A 19,504-nucleotide genomic window follows, 5' to 3' on the forward strand; every position below is an offset into this window, starting at 1 on the left:
GGCGGCCGTGGGGGGGGGGGGGTTGTTCCCCCCCCTCCCCCACAACCCCCGCCCCGTGTGGTTTTAATACAACCACTAACACATTTTGGGGGGCCCCCCACCACCCCCCCCCCCCCCGCCACCGTCATGTCCGCATACGTTCGTCCCGCTGCGAGCCGCCGAGCCAACGGCGGCTCCCCATACGGGAGATCGGGGGTGCACACGTGCGCATCGGACTGCTTACGGACGGCGGCTATCCGTATGTGAGCGGTGACGCCAGGCTCTGGTGCGACCGGCTCGTGCGCGGACTCCCGCAGCACGAGTTCGACGTCTACGCCTTCAGCCGCAGCGAAGCCCAGGAGGACGAGGGCTGGGTCCCGCTGCCGCCGCAGGTCGCCAGGGTGCGCACCGCGCCGCTGTGGTCGGTCGAGGACGACGGCGTGACCTACGGCCGCCGCGCACGCCGACGCTTCGAAGAACACTACGGCGACCTGGCCGCCGTTCTGTGCGCGCCGGACTCGGCGGCACACCCGGCCGGCTCCCCGGTGCCCCCCGTCGACCCCCGCGACAGCACCGGGTCGGCCCCCCGCGCCGGGACCCCGGGGACTCTTGTCCCGGCTGAGGCGGACCGTTTCGCCGGTGCCCTGTACGGCCTCGCCGAACTCGCCCGGGAGGAGGGCGGCCTGGCCAGCGCGCTCCGCTCCGAGACCGCCGTACGCGCTCTGGAGCGCTCCTGCCGCGCGCCCCGCGCCCTGCGCACCGCGCGCGAGGCCCGCGTCCCGGATCTCCTCACGATCGCCGCACACCTGGAACGCGCCCTGCGGCCCCTCTCGCTCGACTGGTACGAGGACGACGGGCTCGGCGCGGTCGACCTGTGCCACGCCACCTCCGGGGGCACGACCGCCCTGCCGGGTCTGCTCGCCCACCTCCGCTTCGGCGTCCCCCTGCTGCTGACCGAGTACGGGGTGCGGCTGCGCACGCACTACCTGACCAGCCCGGACACCTCCCCCGCGGTCCGGTCGCTGCTCGCCGCCTTCCACGGCCGGCTCGCCGCCGAGACGTACCGGCGCGCCGCCCTCGTCACGCCCGGCAACACTCACGCCCGCCGCTGGCAGGAGCGCTGCGGTGCCGACCGGGACAAGCTCCGCACCGTCTACCCCGGCATGGACGCCGCCCCCTTCGCCGCGGTGGGCGAGTCCCCGCGGTGCGCGGACCCGGACACCCTGGTCTGGGTCGGCCGCGTGGAGCCGGCCAAGGACCTGGTCTCCCTCTTGCACGCCTTCACGGAGATCCGCAAGGAGGAGCCCAAGGCCCGCCTGCGGATCGTCGGTGGCCCGTCCGGCCCCGAGGGCGACGCCTACCTCGGCCACTGCCGGGCGCTGGCCGCGCAGCTCTTCCCCGACGAGGCCGACGGCCCGCACTGCGTCGGCGACAACCCGGTGTCCTTCGAGGAGATCGGCGGTCCCGAGCTGCCCACGCCCGCCGACGCCTACGCCGCGGGCGCCGTGACCGTCCTGTCCAGCGTCGTCGAGGGCTTCCCCGTCGGCCTGGTCGAGGCCATGCTCTGCGGACGCGCGACGGTGTCCACGGACGTCGGCGCGGTGGTCGAGGTCATCGGCGGGACCGGCCTCGTCGTACCCCCGCGCAATCCCCGGGCGCTCGCCGACGCGTGCGTGTCCCTGCTGCGCGACCCCGAGCGCCGTGAGCGCCTCGGCGCCGCCGCGCGTGCCCGCGCGCTCGAACTCTTCACGGTCGAGCAGAACGTTGCCGCGTTCCACGGCATGTACCTGGAGATCGTCTCGCACACCCCCCTCCGCCGCGTCCTCCTGGACGCCGGCGGTGCCCCCCTTCCCTTCGCCACCCCGGCCGAGGCCCACGTCCCCGGCCCCTGGACGGGACCGGCCCCCAGACCCCGGTCCGTCCCCACCTGGGCCGCGGATGCCCCGGTAAGCGCCACGGAGGCGGTCCGATGAGCAACCTGGGCGAACTCGACACCCCCGGACGCAGCCCCCGCCGCGGCGCGGGCGACCCGGTCAAGGCACTGCTGCACCGCCACCGGGAACTGTGCGAACGCGCGGTGGACCCCCTCGAGATCGCGGCGGGCCTCGAGGCCCACGGCGTGACCGACCGAACCGCCGCACGCTTCCGGCACCGAGACGTCTTCTCCCTCGCGGAAGAGCTCTACGCCCGCGTGCCGCGCGACGGCGACACCCCCCGGCCCGCCACCCCCACCGCGGCCCCCGAAGCACGCGCCACCTGGGCCGCCCTCACCCTCCTCCCCGGTGCCCTGTGCGCCGTCGCGCTGACCGCGGTGCGCCTCACCCACGGCGAGATGCGCCTCTACGCGGCCGCCGCCGGGACCCTCGCCGTGGCCCTCGCCCTCCGCGCGGCCCTGCGCCGGGGGCCGCTGAGCACCGCCGACCGCACGGCACCGGGCACGCCCGCCGGCCGGACGTGCTGGCTGATCGGCTATGTGCTCCTGGGCGACGGCCTCCTCGGCGCCGCGCTCGCCGGCGGGCCCGACGATCTGCCCGACGGCACCCCGCAGAGCGGCTGGCCGCTCAGCACCGCCCCGGTCCTGGCCCTCACCCTGGCCTGCGCCCCCGCGGCCTGGGCCACCCACCTCTTCACCACACGCGCCCGCCGCCGCCTCGCGGCCAGCCGCGGCCTGGAGGACTTCGCCGCCTCCGCCCGCCCCCTCCTTCTCGGCTGCTTCGCCCTGTTCCTGTGCGCCCTGACAGCCATGGTCCCCCTCTGCGCCGCGGCTCTGGACGAGCCCCTCGCCCACCCCCATACCCTCACCCTGGGCGCCCTCCTGTTCCTGGCCCGCCTCCTCGCCACCCACGGCTTCACCCACGCCCCCAAGGTGATGCTCACCGCCACGGTCACCGCCCAGGCGACCGCCCTGGCCACGGTCTTCGCCGCCCGCCTCCCGGGCTGTGCCGCCCTCTCCACCCCGGTGGAGCTCCTGACCACCACCTGGGGCCCGCCCGCCGTTCCCACCCTCACCTGCGGCGCGGCGGCCCTGGCCCTCCTGATCCACGCCACCAGGAAACTCACCCGGGCCTCGGCCCACACGCCCCCGGAGCAGTCCCGGTGACCGCACCCGGGTCCGCCCCTCACGCCATCCCGGGTGCCGCACGCACCCCACCGAGGCCGCGGTGGCGCCCCAGGCATGGACGGCGCACCCCCAGCGGACCGGGCCCCGGTTCCCGACCCGACCACGCAAGAAGGAGATCCCCGCATGATCACCCGCCCAGCAGCCTCGGACGCCACAGGAGTCGCCCGATGAGAGTCCTGCTGATCGGAGCCAACGGTTACATCGGCCGCTTCGTGGCCGACCGCCTCCTCGCCGACCCCGCCGTCCAGCTCACCGCCCTCGGCCGCGGCGACGACGCCGACGTCCGCTTCGACCTGGCCACCGGAAGCCCCGGAGCCCTCACCCGGTTCCTGGACGCCGTCCACCCCGGCGTGGTGGTGAACTGCGCCGGCGCCACCCGGGGCGGCGCCCGCGACCTCACCCGCCACAACACCGTCGCCGTCGCCACCGTCTGCGAGGCGCTGCGCCGCAGCGGCTGCGGCGCCCGCCTGGTCCAGATCGGTTGCAGCTCGGAGTACGGCCCGAGCCAGCCCGGTTCCTCCACGGCGGAGGACGCCGTGCCGCGCCCCGGCGGGCCGTACGGCGTCAGCAAGCTCGCCGCCACGGAGCTCGTCCTCGGCTCGGGCCTGGACGCCGTCGTCCTCCGGGTCTTCTCGCCCGTGGGCCCCGGTACCCCCGCCGGCTCACCGCTCGGCCGCCTCGCGGAGGCCATGCGCCGCGCCATGCAGTCCGGAGACGGCGAGCTGAAACTCGGCGGTCTCGGCGCCCAGCGCGACTTCGTCGACGTGCGCGACGTCGCCCGCGCCGTGCACGCCGCCTCCCTCTCCGCGGCGCAGGGCGTCATCAACATCGGCTCCGGCCGCGCCGTCCGCCTGCGCGACGCCGCCGCGATCCTCGCCCGGGTCGCCGGATACGGCGGCGCCCTCCACGAACTGGACGGCCCTCCCGGCCACCCCCTGCACGCGACCAGCTCCACCCACGCGGTCCACGTGACGCAGGCCGCGCACAGCTCCCACACGCCCCACCTCAGGCCCGCCATCGGCCACCCCCGCACCGACCCCGACCACACGCCCCCCGTCGCCTTCCCGTACCCCGACGGCTGCGGCAATTGGCAGCAGGCCGACGTGCGCACCGCCCGCGACCGCCTCGGCTGGCGCCCGCGGATCAACCTCGAGGAATCCCTGGCCGACATCTGGATGGAGGCCGCATGCCGTATCTGACCAGTACCGCACCGGGCACCACCTGCACCGACGTCAGCCCCGGCCTGGGTGTGCCGGGCATGGCGCACCCGCTCCTCGCCCCCGCCGAGTGGACCCAGCTCGCCCGCCCGGGCACCCCGCTGCACTGGGTCGCCCTGAACGTGGCCGACGGCCCCGGCAGCCGGCCCGATCCGCACTGCCTGGAAGCGGTGGGCCACCTGCGCAACGCAGGCGTGCGGGTCCTCGGCCACCTCCGCATGCGAGCGTTCGGCGAGGTGGTCTCGGACGCGCACCGCTTCGTCGACTGGTACCGGGTCGACGGCTTCCTCGTCGGCGGCTGCCCCGCCGACCGTGCGGCGCTCCCCGAAGTCCGCCGTACGCTCGGGGCGCTGCGCGTGATCCGTGACGATGCCCACATCGTGCTGGGCCACGGCACCCACCCGTACCCCGGCTACGCCGAGAACGCCGACCAATTGGTCACCTTCTGCGGCCCCTGGAGCGACTACCGCTGGTCGCAGGTGGCCGAGTGGACGGCCGACCATCCGCCGGAGCGCTTCTGCCATTTCGTCCACGGCGTCCCCCGCCCCCACCTGGAGGAGGCGCTGCGCATCGCCCGCTGGCAGGGCGCCGGGACGATCTACTTCACCGACCACACGGACCGCGGCGGGAGCACCGATCCGTGGGAGGCCCTGCCCGGCTACTGGGACGACATCGTCTCGAGGGTCGAAACAGGTGTCTCGGAATGAAAAAGGCCATGGCACTGTTACGGGGAGAACAACTGTAGTGATTGACCGACCAACGGAGTCCCCGTGTCGCTGCCACCCCTGGTCGAGCCGGCCCCCGAGCTCACCGTAGACGAGGTCCGCAGGTACTCCCGCCACCTGATCATCCCCGACGTGGGGATGGACGGGCAGAAGCGGCTGAAGAACGCCAAGGTGCTCTGCGTGGGCGCCGGCGGCCTGGGCTCGCCGGCCCTGATGTACCTCGCCGCCGCGGGCGTCGGCACGCTCGGCATCGTGGAGTTCGACGAGGTCGACGAGTCGAACCTGCAGCGCCAGATCATCCACAGCCAGTCCGACATCGGCCGCTCCAAGGCCGAGTCCGCCCGTGACACCGTCAAGGGCATCAACCCGTACGTGAACGTGATCCTTCACGAGGAGCGGCTCGAGGCCGACAACGTGATGGACATCTTCAGCCAGTACGACCTGATCGTCGACGGCACGGACAACTTCGCGACCCGCTACCTGGTCAACGACGCCTGTGTGCTGCTGAACAAGCCGTACGTCTGGGGCTCCATCTACCGCTTCGACGGTCAGGCCTCGGTGTTCTGGTCCGAGCACGGCCCCTGCTACCGCTGCCTCTACCCGGAGCCCCCGCCCCCCGGCATGGTCCCCTCCTGCGCCGAGGGCGGCGTCCTGGGCGTGCTGTGCGCGTCCGTCGGCTCGATCCAGGTCAACGAGGCCATCAAGCTCCTCGCCGGCATCGGCGAGCCGCTCGTCGGCCGCCTGATGATCTACGACGCCCTGGAGATGCAGTACCGCCAGGTCAAGGTCCGCAAGGACCCCAACTGCGCGGTCTGCGGCGAGAACCCGACCGTCACCGAGCTCATCGACTACGAGGCCTTCTGCGGCGTCGTCTCCGAGGAGGCCCAGGCGGCGGCCGCCGACTCCACGATCACTCCCAAGCAGCTCAAGGAGTGGATCGACGACGGCGAGAACATCGAGCTCATCGACGTCCGTGAGCCCAACGAGTTCGAGATCGTGTCGATCCCCGGGGCTCGGCTGATCCCCAAGAACGAGTTCCTGATGGGCACCGCCCTGGAGAGCCTGCCGCAGGACAAGAAGATCGTCTTGAACTGCAAGACGGGTGTCCGCAGTGCGGAAGTCCTCGCGGTCCTGAAGTCCGCGGGCTTCTCCGACGCCGTCCACGTGGGCGGCGGCGTGATCGGCTGGGTCAACCAGATCGAGCCGGAGAAGCCGGTCTACTGATCACCGGGTTCCGCTGACCAGCGGACCTGAAGAAGCCCACGGCTCTGACCAGTTCAGATGCCGTGGGCTTCTGTCGTTGTCGGTCGACGTCGGCAGACCTCGCACGGACCGGGGACGGCCCAGCCCGGCAGCCGGGCTGAGTCTCCTCCGTTGACGGGCGCCTCGTCCGCTCCCCGCCCGGGAGGGCGCTTGCGCGCCTGGGGGCGAAGTGTTTACTGGGTCAGCTGGTTTCTGCGCGGTTAAGTCGTGAACACAGCAACTGCTGACAATGCGCCAGTGATTCGCTTGCCGAGCCCTACTCTCCAAGGGCACTTGTTGATTGGCTTCCGGCAAACGACCACTTCGTCCTGTAGTAAATCGAATGTGCCCTCCGCCCTGGGCTGGAGCGTCTCTCACCAGCAGTGACGGTCCGCTGGACCGTGTGAGCCCCGGCCGTTCTGCACGAGAGCGACACGGCCCCACACCTGCGCCAAGCCTCCTCGAGGCAAACTACGGGCGGGGCGGTCGCTGAGGGCTGCTCAGCTGACCAAACGTGGGTCTGTGGTCGGTGAAAGCCGGCTGTGGTCAGGTTGGTTGCTGTACTTCGCTGCTGTACTGCAGTTCCATCGGACCCCACGAGCAAGGCGGTATCCGCCATACGATCGAGACGGCCCGCTGGTTGGCGTGGTGCAGGCCATTGAAGGGCGCCGATGGGGCAACACGGTGATCGCCTTTTGGGGCAGGCCTGGGGGCTAGAAAGGGGGTGGCGTTGCGTGACGCCCTCACTCCCGGGCCGCGGTGGGTTGAGCATCCGCGCGGGGCGCTTCTGAGTATGCGCACTCAGGGCTTGGCGGCCTTCGTCGGCAAGAGTTGGGGAAGCCGAACAACAGGAGACGGTCGTGCCCATGCCCCGCAGGATCAGCCGCCCCACCAACGTCCTGCGACCAGGTAGGTTCCAGGCCGTTGGTAGTGCACTTGCCGGCACGGCCGCGGTCGTGGCACTCACCGGATGTTCCGCCCTGAAGTACCAGGAGGACGTCTGCAGCAGAGGCAAGTACCCCGTTTTGCAGGTAAACGGCCCCGGTGGGGATTGCGTGGCGAACGGTGATGAACTCCCGGCGGGATACACGCGATACCCGGAGGGCAAGGTGCCGCAGCAGGTCAACGACAAGTGGGACGTCTATTGGCTTACCCGCACGCTCGACCAGGACGGCAACGTCATTGACCTGCCGGACGCGTACTGACTGGACGGCCCGAGCTCCGGACGGGGAGTCGTGTCGTGGACCACGGGAGGTTGGCGGAGTCTCAATGGGTGAGTCATGCTTCACCGAGTGCGATCAGGCCCGAAGAACTGAAGGGCCGGGTCTCTGACCGGCGCCCGTGTAATCGGTCAACGCTGACCTGCGACTTACTGACCTTGAACGCGTGATGTCGTCGTAACTGGATAGGTGGTTCACCGCGCGGTCGACGACGGGCTGGCAGCCACCGCCGCGGATCAAGGTCTCTGGATGTCTGCGGACCCTGCAAGGCGCCCAGGACTTCGCCGCGATCCGCACCTACCTCGCCACCGTGGCCCGCCAGGACCAGCCCATGCTCGACGTCCTCGTGCAAGCCATGCGAGGCAGCCCCTGGATGCCCGCCACCACTTGACCACGCCGGCCCCACCGACCGGCGATCAAGCACGCCCTTCTAGGATGGCCCGGTGCCGCACTTCGAGATCGTGACAGCCGTCGCCGCACCGCCGGACCGGGTGTTCGAGGCATGCCTCGACGTGGAAGCACACACGCGGTCGATGGCCGATTCGTCGGAGCGGGCGGTCGGTGGCAGGACCCGAGGCGGACTCTCACTCGGCGACACGGTGACCTTCCAGGCCCGCCACTTCGGCCTGACCTGGCAACTCACCGCCCGCATTACGGCGTATGACCCGCCCCGGTGCTTCGTGGACGAGCAGGATGCCGGCCCCTTCAAGCGATGGCATCACAGTCATCACTTCGAGCCGGACGGCACTGGCGGCACCGTAATGAGGGACGTCATCGACTTTGCCTCGCCGTTCGGCTTCCTCGGACGTGTCGCCGACCGCACTGTCCTGAGCTGGTACATGCCCCGCCTCATCAGAACCCGCAACGCTTACCTCGCCAGCGCCTTGCGCTAACGTCGAGTGCTTGTGGAGCGGGCCATAGGTGGGCTATCCCAACATGGCGCACCGTCCCAGTGGAACTCGCGCACAGGTCCACGGACTGCCCGACTCGCCATCAGCTTACGGGGCCATGATCACTCGCCTCATGGCAGCTCGCTCTGTCCGAGTACCTCGGGCACCATGACCCGGGCTTCACGCTGCGCACGTACACCCACCTGATGCCCAGCAGCGAGAAGCGGACCCGGGAGGCGGTGAACCGGGCCTTCGCGGACGGCCCGGCCACCGATGACGGCCCCACGACGGCCCAGGAAGGGTGAGGACGCGGGAAACACGCAGGTCACGCGCTATGCGTCCTGACTTGCCGGTCTACTGACCCGACCGGCCCGGACCCCCGCCGTCGTCATGAGCAGACCTTGCCGTCCCGAGGCACCGTGCCCTTCAGGACGTACGCGTTCACCGCGGAGTCGACGCAGTCGCTCCCACTGCCGTACGCGCCGTGGCCCTCGCCCTTCCAGGTGAGCACCACACCGACGCCCTCGCCCAGTTCGTCGGCCATCCTCCGGGCGCCCTCGTACGGCGTGGCCGGGTCGCCCGTGTTGCCGACCACCAGGATCGGTGCCGAGCCGGGCGCGCTCACCTCCGGCGTCCTGTGGCGACCGGGCACCGGCCAGTCGTGGCACCAGCCGGCCGTGTCCCAGGCCAGGGAGGCGCCGAAGACCGGCGAGATCCTCTCGAACTCCGGCAGCACCTTCCTCGTCTGCTCCATGGTCGGCCGCTGGCTGTCGTCCAGGCACGATATGACCCGCTGCGAGTGCGTGGTCGTGCCGTAGCGGCCCGAGGCGTCGCGCTCGTTGTAGCCGTCGGCGAGTGCCAGCAGTTCGGAGCCGTCACCCTTCTCCGCGGCCTCGAGGGCGCTGGTCAGGACCGGCCACCCGTCCTTCGTGTACAGCGGCAGGATGATGCCGGTGAGCGCCAGGGTCTGCGTCAGCTTCCGCCCGGGCGTGGACGTCGGCAGCGGGTCGGCGTCGATCCGCTGCAGCAGGTCCGCGATCTCGCGCGTACCCTGCTCGGGGTCGGAGCCCCGGGACTCGAGGTAGTTGTTCAGCGCACGCTGGAAACCGAGCGTCTGGTTGCGCGCGTGGCCCAGCGTGTCGGCGCTCGGGTCGACGACCGCGTCGAGCGTCATCCGCCCCACCTTCCCCGGGAACAGGTGGGCGTAGACGCCGCCGAGTTCGGTGCCGTAGGAGATGCCGAAGTAGTTCAGCTTCTCGTCGCCGAGGGCCTGGCGGATGCGGTCCATGTCGCGGGCGGAGTCGGTGGTCGAGACGTGACCGATCAGCTTCCCGGCGTCCTTCTGGCAGCCCTTGCCGAAGTCGGCCGCGTCGCCCAGGAACACCTGCTCCTCGGCCGAGGTGTCCGGAGTGGTGTCCACGGTCGCCTCGGCGGCCTGGATCTCCTTGTCGGCGCGGCAGCGGACGCCCTCGCTGGCGGCCACCCCGCGCGGGTCCCAACTCACCAGGTCGTACCGCTCGCGCAGCTTCGCGGCGGTGCCGGCATAGGAGGGCATCATCTCCACGCCCGAGCCGCCGGGCCCGCCGAAGTTGAACAGCAGTGAGCCCAGGCGGTCGTCTCCGGTGGCCCTGGCCCGGATCAGTGCCAGCCCGATCGTCTCCCCGCCCGGCTTCGACCAGTCCAGCGGCACCTGGAGCGTGGCGCACTGCCATTCCTCGCCGGGCGCGGGAGCATCCCCGGAGGGCTTGCAGCGCCCCCAGTCGAGTGCCGTGCCGCCGCGCTCGGCGTCGTCCTCGCCGGACGAGCCACCGGTGCAGCCGGCCGTCAACAGTGCGGCGGCCAGCCCCAGGGCCGTCCATCGATGGAACCGCGTCATGGGTCGCTTCCCCCCTCGCAGGCCGTCCGCACCGTGCCGCGGATGGCTGTCCGGCCATGGTAGGCAGATCGCGCTCGCGCCCGGGCAGCCTGTGGATAACTCGCTGACCTGCGCGTTCGCGGTGACGGCGATGCGGCGGGGTCCCGCTTCAGGAGCAGACCGTGCCGGCTGCCGGGGGTTCGCCGTCCAGGAGGTAGCCGTGCACGGCGTCCTGCACGCACTTGTTCCCGCTGTCGTAGGCCCCGTGACCCTGACCCTGGTACGTCAGCTCGACGCCCACTCCCTCGCCGAGCGCCGCCACCATCTTCCGTGTCCCTTCGTACGGCGTGGCCGGGTCGCCCGTGGTGCCGATGACCAGGATGGGCGCGGCGCCGGGCGCGCCGACCTCGGGATGGTCGGCGGCTCCCGGCACGGGCCAGTCGGTGCAGCCGAGCATGCCCCAGGCCAGGTATTCGCCGAACACGGGGGAGGCGGCCCGGAACTCGGGCAGCCGGGCTTCCACGTCCGCCGTGTCGTACCGGGGCTTGTCGTCGGCGCAGTTGATGGCGACGTTGGCGGGCACGAGATTGCTGTACTCGCCGTTCTGGCTGCGCCCGTTGAGTGAGTCGGACAGGTACATGAGGGTCGTTCCGTCGCCGTCGTAGGCCTGTTGCAGACCGTCCGTGAGGAACTCCCAGAAGTCCTGCGAGTACAGGGCCTGCGCGATGCCACCGGTGGCCGCCGTCTGTGTCAGTTCACGCGGGAAGATGCCCGGGATCGGCCGGCGGTCGAGGTCCCTCAGCAGCCTGGCGATACGGTCCTTCACGTCCTGAGCGCTGTCCCCGACCGGGCAGTCCTCGGTCCGGGACACGCAGTACCGGGCGTAGTTGTCGAGCGCCCGCTGGAATCCCCGGGCCTGGCCGAGCGAACCCTGCTCGGGGTTCTCGGTCGGATCGACGACCGCGTCGAAGACGGCGCGGCCCACGTTCCCGGGGAACAGGTGGGCGTAGACGCCGCCGAGTTCGGTGCCGTAGGAGATGCCGAAGTAGTGCAGCTTGCCGTCGCCGAGGACCTGGCGCATCAGATCCAGGTCACGGGCGGCGTCGGTGGTGCGCACGTGCGGCAGGATCCGCTGGGAGTTCTTCTCGCAGGCCTCGTTGAACTCCTTGGTGTTCTTCAGGAGTTCGGTGTGCTCGGCGCTGTCGTCCGGGGTGGCGTCCTGCTGGAAGTAGGCATCGAGCTGCTGGTCGTTCTGGCAGATCACGGGGGCACTGCGGCCGACCCCGCGTGGGTCGAAGCTCACCAGGTCGTAGCGGGTGCGCAGTTCTTCGTAGTCCTCACCGAACGCGGGCAGCGTGGTGACGCCGGAGCCGCCGGGGCCGCCGAAGTTGAAGATCAGGGAGCCGATGCGCTCCTTGGCCCCGCCGCTCGTCCTCGCCCGGATCAGGGCGAGCTCGATCGTCTCGCCCTTGGGTTCGTCCCAGTCGAGGGGTGCCTTCAGGTCGGCGCACTGCCACTCGGCGCCGCCCGGCAGGGGCGACGGCGCCGTGCCGCCGCCCTGTGCCTCGTCCGGGGCCGGGCAGTCCCTCCAGCCGAGCTTCTGTTCCGTCAGGTCCTCGTCCTCGGCGGTGTCCTCGGTGCACCCCGCCAGCAGGGCGGGCAGCAGGACGGCGGAGACGGTCAGGGCGGCGACACGCAGGCGGAAGGGGTGGGGCATGTTCCCATCCTGCGGGCGTACCGGGGGGTACGCGCGGGGCACGGGCCGTCCGAGGTAGGCGCCCGGCGCCCGGGGGCGGGCCCGTCGTGCGGTTGCCCGGCGGGGCCGTCCGCCTCCTACAGTGCTTCCTTGCGCGTGAGGTGGTTGAAGGCCAGCCAGCCCGGCAGCACGGGCAGCCACAGCGTCAGCAGACGGAAGAGCAGCACCGCGGGAGCCGCGACCTCCTTCGGGAGGCCGACGGCGATCAGACCCACCGTGAGGGTCGCCTCGACCGCGCCGACACCGCCCGGGGTCGGCGCCGCCGACCCCAGCGCGTTGCCCGCGAGGAAGACGACGGCGACGCTGGCGAGACTGATGGACGTGGTCTCGTCGCCGAACGCGCGGATCGAGGCGTCGAGGCACATCACGAAGCAGGCGGTCAGCAGCAGCATGCCGCCGATGCCGGTGACCAGCTTCTGCGGCCGTTGCAGCACGTCCAGCATGCGCGGCACGACGCCCGCGAAGAGGGACCGCACGCGCGTGACGACGAACTTCCGGAGGAATGGCACCGAGGTCACCACGAGCACCAGCACCGCCACCGTGAGCAGGCCCGCGATGACCGTGCGGGACGGCGAGAGCGACGGAGTCTTCTCGGTGCCGGTGAGATAGCCGAAGGCCAGCAGCATCAGGATGTGACAGCCCAGGCCGAACAACTGGGACGCACCGACGCTGGCCACCGCGAGACCGGGCCGCACCCCGGCGCGCTGGAGGAAGCGGGTGTTCAGGGCGACACCGCCGACCGCCGCCGGGGCGACGATCTTCACGAACGAGCCGGCGACCTGCGCCGCCACCGTCCGCAGGAACGGCACGCGCTCCGGCACGAACCCGAGCAGGGCCATGGCCGCCGCGAAGTAGCTGCCCGCCGAGAACAGCACTGCCGCGGCCACCCAGCCCCACTCGGCGTTGGAGATCAGCGGCCCGAACTCGATGTGGGTGAGCTGCGTCAGCAGGAAGTAGGCGCCGATGGCCCCCGCGATGACGCTGATCAGCGTGCGGGGCCGGACCCGCTCGAGGCGGGCCGGTTCGACCGGCGCCTGCGGCCGGATCCGGAGCACCTGGTGCCGGATCTGGGTGAGCAGGTCTTCCTCGCGTGCTTCCTCGAGGGCCTCGTCGATGGCCCGCTTCTCGGCCCGCTGCTCCGCGCGTACCGCCTTCTTGTCCGGCTTCCCGGGCGTCAACCCGGGCGTGTCGTCCGCGGCCGTCTCCGCGCGGATCTGCTTGGTGTGCCGGGAGGCCTCCAGGACGGCCTCGCGTTCGCGCTCCGCCCGCTCCCGGGCCAGTCTGCGCAGCGTCGCGCGCGTGGAGCGGCTCAGGGCGATGGGCTGGAGCATCGGCAGGCAGTCGGCCACCGCGTCGGGGCCCAGCACGCTCACCGCGGTCGCCACCGCCCGTTCGGCGCCGACCCTCAGGCCGAGCGTCACCAGCAGCTGGGAGACGTCCATGCGCAGCAGCAGGTCGCCGGCCGCGATCTCGCCGACCCGCAGGTCGGTGAGGATCACCGTGCCGGAACGATCCACCAGGATCGCGTCGCCCACCAGCCTGCGGTGCGCGATGCGCCGGGACTGAAGGGCCCTCACCTGGTGCCAGGTGTCGCGCAGCAGCTCGTCGGTGATCTCCTCGTCGGGCAGTGAGTCGAGAGTGCGCCCGCCGGTGTGCTCGTAGACGAGCATGACCGCGTCGGGGCCGAGCTCGGAGGTCGCGATCAGCTTGGGAGCGTTGGCCCCGGCCGCGATGGCCGCGTACGCCAGCAGCGCCTCCTGCTCCAGGGCCTGGCGCAGCGACTGGAGACTGCTGCGGGTGGCGAAGCCGCGCAGGGTCAGATTGCGCCACGCGCGGTAGAAGAAGCCCTGGGCCTGCTGCTCACGGTCGACCACCGTCACGTCGAGCGGTGCACCGTCCTCCAGGGTGACGAAGTAGCGGCGACCCCGGTCGCCGGTCTCCGAGGCGTCCGTCGCTTCCTCGCGAGAGGCGGTCACGGGCCGGAAGCCGACGGTCCGCAGGCCGGCCATCAGGGTCCGGCCGGTGGGGCGCACATTGGGCGAGCCGACCGCGTAGAGGGTGCCGTAGGCCACGGTCCAGCCGATCAGCACCGTCAGGATGATCGAGAACGGGGTCGTGTACCCGGTGACGAGCATCGAGAAGGCGTCGAGGAGCAGCACGACCCACAGCACCGCGCGCCATCGGGGCCGACGTGACATGCCCACGGCGGTCATATAGGCGATGACCGGCGCGAGATAGCCGTGCACCGGGTCGGTGAGGGCGTGGATGTCACCGGGGGAGGGCTGGGTGAGCGCCTCCTGGATCGAGTCCGGGGCGGCCCGGGCGACCCACAGGTCCGTGGCGAGCGTCACTCCGTGTGCGAGGACCGCCGCCAGCACGCCGTCGGCGATCCGCAGTCCGTCGCGCTTGATCAGCCGTTCGATGGCGAAGGCGACCGGTACGAGGAGGATGGCGATGCTGGAGGCGAGGCCCGCGATCTTGATGAGCAGGTCGGGCGCCTGCCCGGTGCCCTTGTTGATGTCCTGTTCCAGCCCCGAGGTGGTGCCGTGTGCGAAGGCGGCGATCGCCAGCAGCACCACGACGGCGAGCACGCCGACCAGGAGCCGCATCAGGTCCGAGGGGCGGTGCACCCGCGCGGGGAGCAGGGGTTCGTCGCCCTCGACCTCGTCGATGTGCGCCGTGTCGCCGGCGTCACCGGCCCCACTGGCATCGTCGGCGTCCAGAGCGGCTCTCCTTCCGGCCGCCTCGGTGCCGGCGTCCTTCCCGTCGCCGCCCTGTGGCGGGCGGCTGTCCGCGGTGCCGGGGCGCGACGAAGCCTCAGGGGTACCCTCGCCGTCCCCCGGGTGCGCACCCTGCTGCTTCATCGTCTCTTCTTGATCTCGTATCACCAGTCACCGCCCGCACGATGGTGGCATGCCGCGCCGCCACAAGGGGCCATCAGGGTCCGAATGCGGGCCCGCGCTGTCCGTCCCGAGCGCCCCCCGCGGGCGAGGCGGACGGGTACGCGCGCGTGGCCGTCGCGCTGTCGGTGACGTGGTGCAGGATGGGCCGGATGAGCCAGGAGAGCCTTCCGCCCGGCGTCGACCCGGAGCCCGCCGACGCCCTGCCCGAGTACGCCGAGCGCGTCTTGGAGGTGACCGAGCTCATCCCGCCCGGGCGCGTCATGACCTACGGCGACGTGGCCGAGTGGCTGGGAGAGGGGGGTCCCCGGCAGGTCGGACGCGTGATGGCGCTGTACGGGGGAGTGGTGCCGTGGTGGCGCGTGGTCCGCGCGGACGGTGTCCTGCTGCCGGGGCACGAGCTGCGAGCCCTCGGCCACTACCGCGCGGAGGGCACGCCGCTGAGGGAGGCCGGCCGGACCGCCGAGGGGCATCTGCCGCGCCTCGACATGCGACGGGCGAGGTGGGACGGCGGCGGTCGGGCGGAGGGTCACACCTGACAGCTTCCGCCATTCGACGCCCTCCCGTGTGACCCGTGATCCGTACGGGGGAAATGGGGGACGTCCGTGGCATGACGTACGTTCGTGGAATGAGGGGCTCGCGTGCCATGTGAGCCCGGAGGGAAGAAGCGGAAGTCCTGCTTCCGTGGTTCCCGTCGGCGTAGCGTCGGCTCCGAGTCTCCCCCTCATACCGCGGCCACCGCCCTGCACGCGCGGGGGGAGGCCGACCAGCACACCCACCAGGACCGGCGAACCACGTGAGCTCCTCTTCCTCCACCAGCGGCCTGTCGCACCCCAGGGTGCGGCGGGGGAATCGTGGCGCCTATCGACTGGTGCGTACCCCGCCGGCCCGCGCGAATCCCCCTCGACTGGACGTCGCACAGCGCTCCGTGGTTGACCACGCGGCCGGGCCGTTGCTCGTCCTCGCAGGTCCCGGCACGGGGAAAACCACCACACTCGTCGAGTCCGTGGCCGCGCGGATCGCCCGCGGCGGGGATCCCGAGCGCGTGCTGGTACTGACGTTCAGCCGCAAGGCGGCCGTCGAGCTGCGGGACCGCATGGCGCTGCGCATGGGAGCGGCACGCGCCCCACGGGCGACCACGTTCCACTCGTTCTGCTACGCCCTGGTCCGTGCCCACCAGGACAGCGCCCTCTTCGTCGAGCCGCTGCGGCTGCTCTCCGGCCCGGAGCAGGACGTCACCGTCCGCGAGCTGCTGGCCGGCCAGGCGGACCTGGAGCGGCTCGGCCTGGCGCACGTGCGCTGGCCGGACGAACTGCGCGCCTGTCTGACCACGCGCGGTTTCGCGGACGAGGTCCGCGCGGTCCTCGCCCGCAGCCGTGAGCTGGGTCTCGGTCCGGAAGCCCTCGACGCCTTCGCCCGCCGCATCGGACGGCCCGACTGGCGGGCCGCCTCCGCCTTCCTCGCCGAGTACCTCGACGTCCTCGACCTCCAGGGCGTGCTCGACTACGCGGAACTGGTGCACCGCGCGGTGCTCCTCGCCCGCCGCCCCGAGGTCGCCCGGCAGCTGGCCGCGCGGTACGACGCGGTCTACGTCGACGAGTACCAGGACACCGACCCGGCGCAGGTGCGACTGCTGCACGCGCTGGCCGGCGGCGGCCGCACCCTCGTCGCCTTCGGGGACCCCGACCAGTCGATCTACGCCTTCCGCGGCGCGGACGTGAACGGGATCCTCGACTTCCCGCACGCCTTCCCCCGCGCGGACGGCCGCCCGGCCCCGGTCGAGGTGCTGCGCACCTCCCGCCGCTCCCGTGCCGCCCTGCTGGCCGCCACCCGGCTCGTGACCCAGCGCATGCCGCTGCCCCGGCTGCCCGCCGAGAAGGCCCGCGCGCACCGGGAGCTCATGCCGGTGCGGGAGGGCGGCCGGGTCGAGGTGTACACCTACCCGACCCCCGGCACGGAGCTGGACAACATCGCGGACGTCCTGCGCAGGGCCCACCTCGAGGACGGCGTCGCCTGGAGCGACATGGCCGTCCTGGTGCGCGCCGGCTCCCGCACGATCCCCACCGTCCGCCGCGCGCTCACCGCGGCCGGCGTCCCCTTGGACATCGACGGCGACGACCTGCCTCTGCGCCACGAGCCGGCGGTGGCACCACTGCTGACGGCCCTCCGTGCGGTGGCGACTGCGGAGGCTGCGGAGGCCGTCCGGCGGGTGAGCCGTGACGGCGCCGGGGACACCGCTGCCGGGCCCCGGCGGAACGGCCCCGACGCGGGCGCCGACGGCGAGCCCGAGGGCGCGGCGCGGCCCGGCGGGAACACCGACGACACTGCGGGGCCGGGCGTCGCAGAGCCGGGCAGTGCCGTGCCGGGGGGTGCCGTGCCGGGCGGGATGACACCGGGCGCCGCCGAGCCTGGGGCCGTCGTGCCGGGTGCGATCCCGCCGGGCGCCGCCGTACCGGGCAGCGCCGTGCCGGGCGGGATCACGCCGGGCGTCGCAGAGCCGGGCGCTGCCTCACCGAATGTCATCACGCCGGACGCCGAGCCGGGCCCCCCGGGAACCGACGCCCACGACGTGACCGAGCCGGCCCGCGGCCGCGACGGGCGTAGCGGCGAGGTCGTGGACCCGGTCGGCAGCCCCGTCGAGGACGCCGCCCGCCCCGCGGACGACTGCTGGCTCGACACCGAGACCGCGCTCACCCTGCTCACCTCGCCCCTCGCCGGCATGGACGCAGCCGACCTGCGCCGCCTCGGCCGGGCCCTGCGCGAGGAGGAGCGGGCCGCGGGCAATCCCCTGCCGCCGCCCTCCGACGTGCTCCTCGCGCGGGCGCTCGCCGAGCCCGAGCGGCTCGCAGTGCACGACCCCGCCTACGCGCGGGGCGCCCAGCGTCTCGGCGCACTGCTGCGCAGGGCCCGCGAGCGCCTCGCCGGTGGCGGCACGGCGGAGGAGGCCCTGTGGGACCTGTGGGACGGCACCCCCTGGCCCCAGCGCCTGGAGCGCTCCGCCCGGCGCGGCGGCGCGGCCGGACGCAACGCGGACCGGGACCTCGACGCCGTGTGCGCGCTGTTCGCGACCGCCGCCCGTGCGGAGGAGCGCACCGGCGGCCGGGGCGCCCTGAACTTCCTCGAGGAGATCGAGGCCGAGGACATCGCCGCCGACACCCTCACGCGCCGGGACGCCCGCCCCGACGCCGTCCGGCTGATGACGGCGCACCGCGCCAAGGGCCTGGAGTGGAGCCTGGTCGTCGTGGCAGGCGTCCAGGAAGGGCTGTGGCCCGACCTGCGCCGCCGCGGCTCCCTGCTGGAGGCCGACCGCATCGGCCGGGACGGCCTGGCCGAACCCCTCACCCCCGGCGCGCTGCTCGCCGAGGAGCGCCGCCTGTTCTACGTCGCCGCCACCCGCGCGCGTGACCGTCTCGTCGTGACGGCCGTGAAGGCCCCCGCGGACGACGGCGACCAGCCCTCCCGCTTCCTGACCGAGCTCGGAGCCGAGCCCCGGGACGTCACCGGCCGTCCGCGCCGGCCGCTCTCCGTCGCCGCGCTCGTCGCCGAACTGCGCGCCACCACGGTCGATCCGCGCGTCTCCGACGCCCTCAGGGAGGCCGCAGCCCGCCGACTGGCCAGGCTCGCCGCCCTCGCCGACGAGGACGGACGCCCCCTGGTTCCGTCCGCGCACCCCTACCGCTGGTGGGGCATGTTCGACCCGACGGAGAGCAAGGTCCCGCTGCGCAACCGGGACCAGCCAATCGTGCTCTCCGGCAGCGCCCTCGACCAGCTCGCCAACACCTGCGCGCTCCAGTGGTTCCTGGGCCGCGAGGTGAAGGCCGACGCGCCCGCGACCGCCGCCCAGGGCTTCGGCAACGTCGTCCACGTCCTGGCCGACGAGGTCGCCTCCGGGCGCACCCCCGCCGACCTCGCCGTGCTCATGGAACGCCTCGACTCCGTGTGGAACGCGCTCGCCTTCGACGCGCCGTGGAAGTCGGCGCAGGAGAAGGAGCACGCGCGCGTGGCGCTCGAGCGCTTCCTGAAGTGGCACGTCATGGACCGCACGGGACGGACCCCGGTGGCCAGCGAGCACGACTTCGACGTCACCCTCGAGGCGGGTGACTACGAGGTGCGCATCCGCGGCCAGATGGACCGGGTCGAGGCCGACGGCGAGGGCCGCGCGTACGTCGTCGACTTCAAGACCGGCAAGCAGGCGCCCAGCGCCGCCGAGGTGGCCCGCCATCCCCAGCTCGCCGTCTACCAGCTGGCGGTCCGCGAGGGCGCCGTCGACGACGTCTTCGACGGCGTGCGACCCGAGCCGGGCGGTGCCGAACTCGTCCAGCTGCGTCAGGGCGCCGCCGGACGGGACGGCGGCGAGACCCTGCCCAAGGTCCAGGCCCAGGAGCCACCGACGGGCGAGTGGGTCGGCGATCTGCTGGCCACGGCGGCCGGGAAGGTCCTCGACGAACGGTTCACGCCGAGCAGCGGCCAGCACTGCACGCACTGTGCGTTCCGCGCGTCGTGCAGCGCCCGGCCCGAGGGACGCCACGTGGTCGAGTGACCGGAGCCGGTCCGCAGGGTCGCGGGACAGGCGTGACGCATCCCACCACCCGTGCCGAC

The 19,504-nt window shown here is 72.6% G+C and carries 12 protein-coding genes and 1 pseudogene; 10 read left to right on the forward strand and 3 right to left on the reverse strand.

Going from position 1 to position 19,504, the window contains the following annotated elements; all coding sequences use genetic code 11:
* Positions 1–203: 203 nt before the first annotated feature.
* The 8 genes and pseudogenes from ACFYOV_RS32345 to ACFYOV_RS32380 form a co-directional block, all read left to right on the forward strand.
* Positions 204–1,952 carry a DUF3492 domain-containing protein gene (locus ACFYOV_RS32345; RefSeq protein ID WP_389093980.1) on the forward strand — a complete coding sequence of 583 codons (1,749 nt, stop codon included), beginning with the start codon at positions 204–206 and terminating at the stop codon, positions 1,950–1,952.
* Positions 1,949–3,079 carry a hypothetical protein gene (locus ACFYOV_RS32350; RefSeq protein WP_389093982.1) on the forward strand — a complete coding sequence of 377 codons (1,131 nt, stop codon included), beginning with the start codon at positions 1,949–1,951 and terminating at the stop codon, positions 3,077–3,079. Before ACFYOV_RS32345 ends, ACFYOV_RS32350 begins: the two co-directional genes overlap by 4 nt.
* 188 nt (positions 3,080–3,267) lie before the next feature.
* A complete protein-coding gene (locus ACFYOV_RS32355) occupies positions 3,268–4,299 on the forward strand; it encodes an NAD-dependent epimerase/dehydratase family protein (RefSeq protein WP_389093984.1) in 1,032 nt (343 codons plus the stop codon).
* Positions 4,287–5,024: a spherulation-specific family 4 protein gene (locus ACFYOV_RS32360; RefSeq protein WP_389093986.1), complete on the forward strand. Its 738-nt coding sequence runs from the start codon at positions 4,287–4,289 to the stop codon at positions 5,022–5,024. Before ACFYOV_RS32355 ends, ACFYOV_RS32360 begins: the two co-directional genes overlap by 13 nt.
* A gap of 63 nt (positions 5,025–5,087) precedes the next feature.
* The gene (moeZ, locus tag ACFYOV_RS32365; protein ID WP_389093988.1) at positions 5,088–6,266 is read left to right on the forward strand and encodes an adenylyltransferase/sulfurtransferase MoeZ; all 1,179 of its coding nucleotides are present in this window, start codon (positions 5,088–5,090) and stop codon (positions 6,264–6,266) included.
* Positions 6,267–7,150: 884 nt separating this feature from the next.
* A complete protein-coding gene (locus ACFYOV_RS32370; protein WP_389093990.1) occupies positions 7,151–7,489 on the forward strand; it encodes an SCO0607 family lipoprotein in 339 nt (112 codons plus the stop codon).
* A gap of 458 nt (positions 7,490–7,947) precedes the next feature.
* Entirely contained in the window at positions 7,948–8,397 is a 450-nt protein-coding gene (locus ACFYOV_RS32375) for an SRPBCC family protein (RefSeq protein ID WP_389093992.1), read from the forward strand.
* Between the two features lie 140 nt (positions 8,398–8,537).
* Positions 8,538–8,699: pseudogene (locus ACFYOV_RS32380) on the forward strand (site-specific integrase); the annotation flags it as partial.
* Positions 8,700–8,782: 83 nt separating this feature from the next.
* Here the strand turns inward: ACFYOV_RS32380 and ACFYOV_RS32385 are convergent.
* The 3 genes from ACFYOV_RS32385 to ACFYOV_RS32395 form a co-directional block, all read right to left on the reverse strand.
* Positions 8,783–10,270: an alpha/beta hydrolase gene (locus ACFYOV_RS32385; RefSeq protein WP_389093994.1), complete on the reverse strand. Its 1,488-nt coding sequence runs from the start codon at positions 10,268–10,270 to the stop codon at positions 8,783–8,785.
* 148 nt (positions 10,271–10,418) lie between these two features.
* Positions 10,419–11,966: an alpha/beta hydrolase gene (locus tag ACFYOV_RS32390; RefSeq protein ID WP_389093996.1), complete on the reverse strand. Its 1,548-nt coding sequence runs from the start codon at positions 11,964–11,966 to the stop codon at positions 10,419–10,421.
* Positions 11,967–12,082: 116 nt separating this feature from the next.
* A complete protein-coding gene (locus ACFYOV_RS32395) occupies positions 12,083–14,869 on the reverse strand; it encodes a lysylphosphatidylglycerol synthase domain-containing protein (RefSeq protein ID WP_389093998.1) in 2,787 nt (928 codons plus the stop codon).
* Between the two features lie 188 nt (positions 14,870–15,057).
* On the opposite strand from ACFYOV_RS32395, the gene ACFYOV_RS32400 reads away from it, so the two are divergent.
* Together ACFYOV_RS32400 and ACFYOV_RS32405 are read left to right on the forward strand one after the other, a co-directional pair.
* Positions 15,058–15,444, forward strand: a complete 387-nt coding sequence (locus tag ACFYOV_RS32400; protein WP_389094000.1) for an MGMT family protein — start codon at positions 15,058–15,060, stop codon at positions 15,442–15,444.
* A 257-nt stretch (positions 15,445–15,701) separates the two neighbouring features.
* Entirely contained in the window at positions 15,702–19,445 is a 3,744-nt protein-coding gene (locus ACFYOV_RS32405; RefSeq protein WP_389094002.1) for a UvrD-helicase domain-containing protein, read from the forward strand.
* Positions 19,446–19,504 lie beyond the last annotated feature (59 nt).

The sequence above is a fragment of the Streptomyces sp. NPDC005931 genome (assembly GCF_042871235.1).
Classification (GTDB): Bacteria; Actinomycetota; Actinomycetes; order Streptomycetales; family Streptomycetaceae; genus Streptomyces.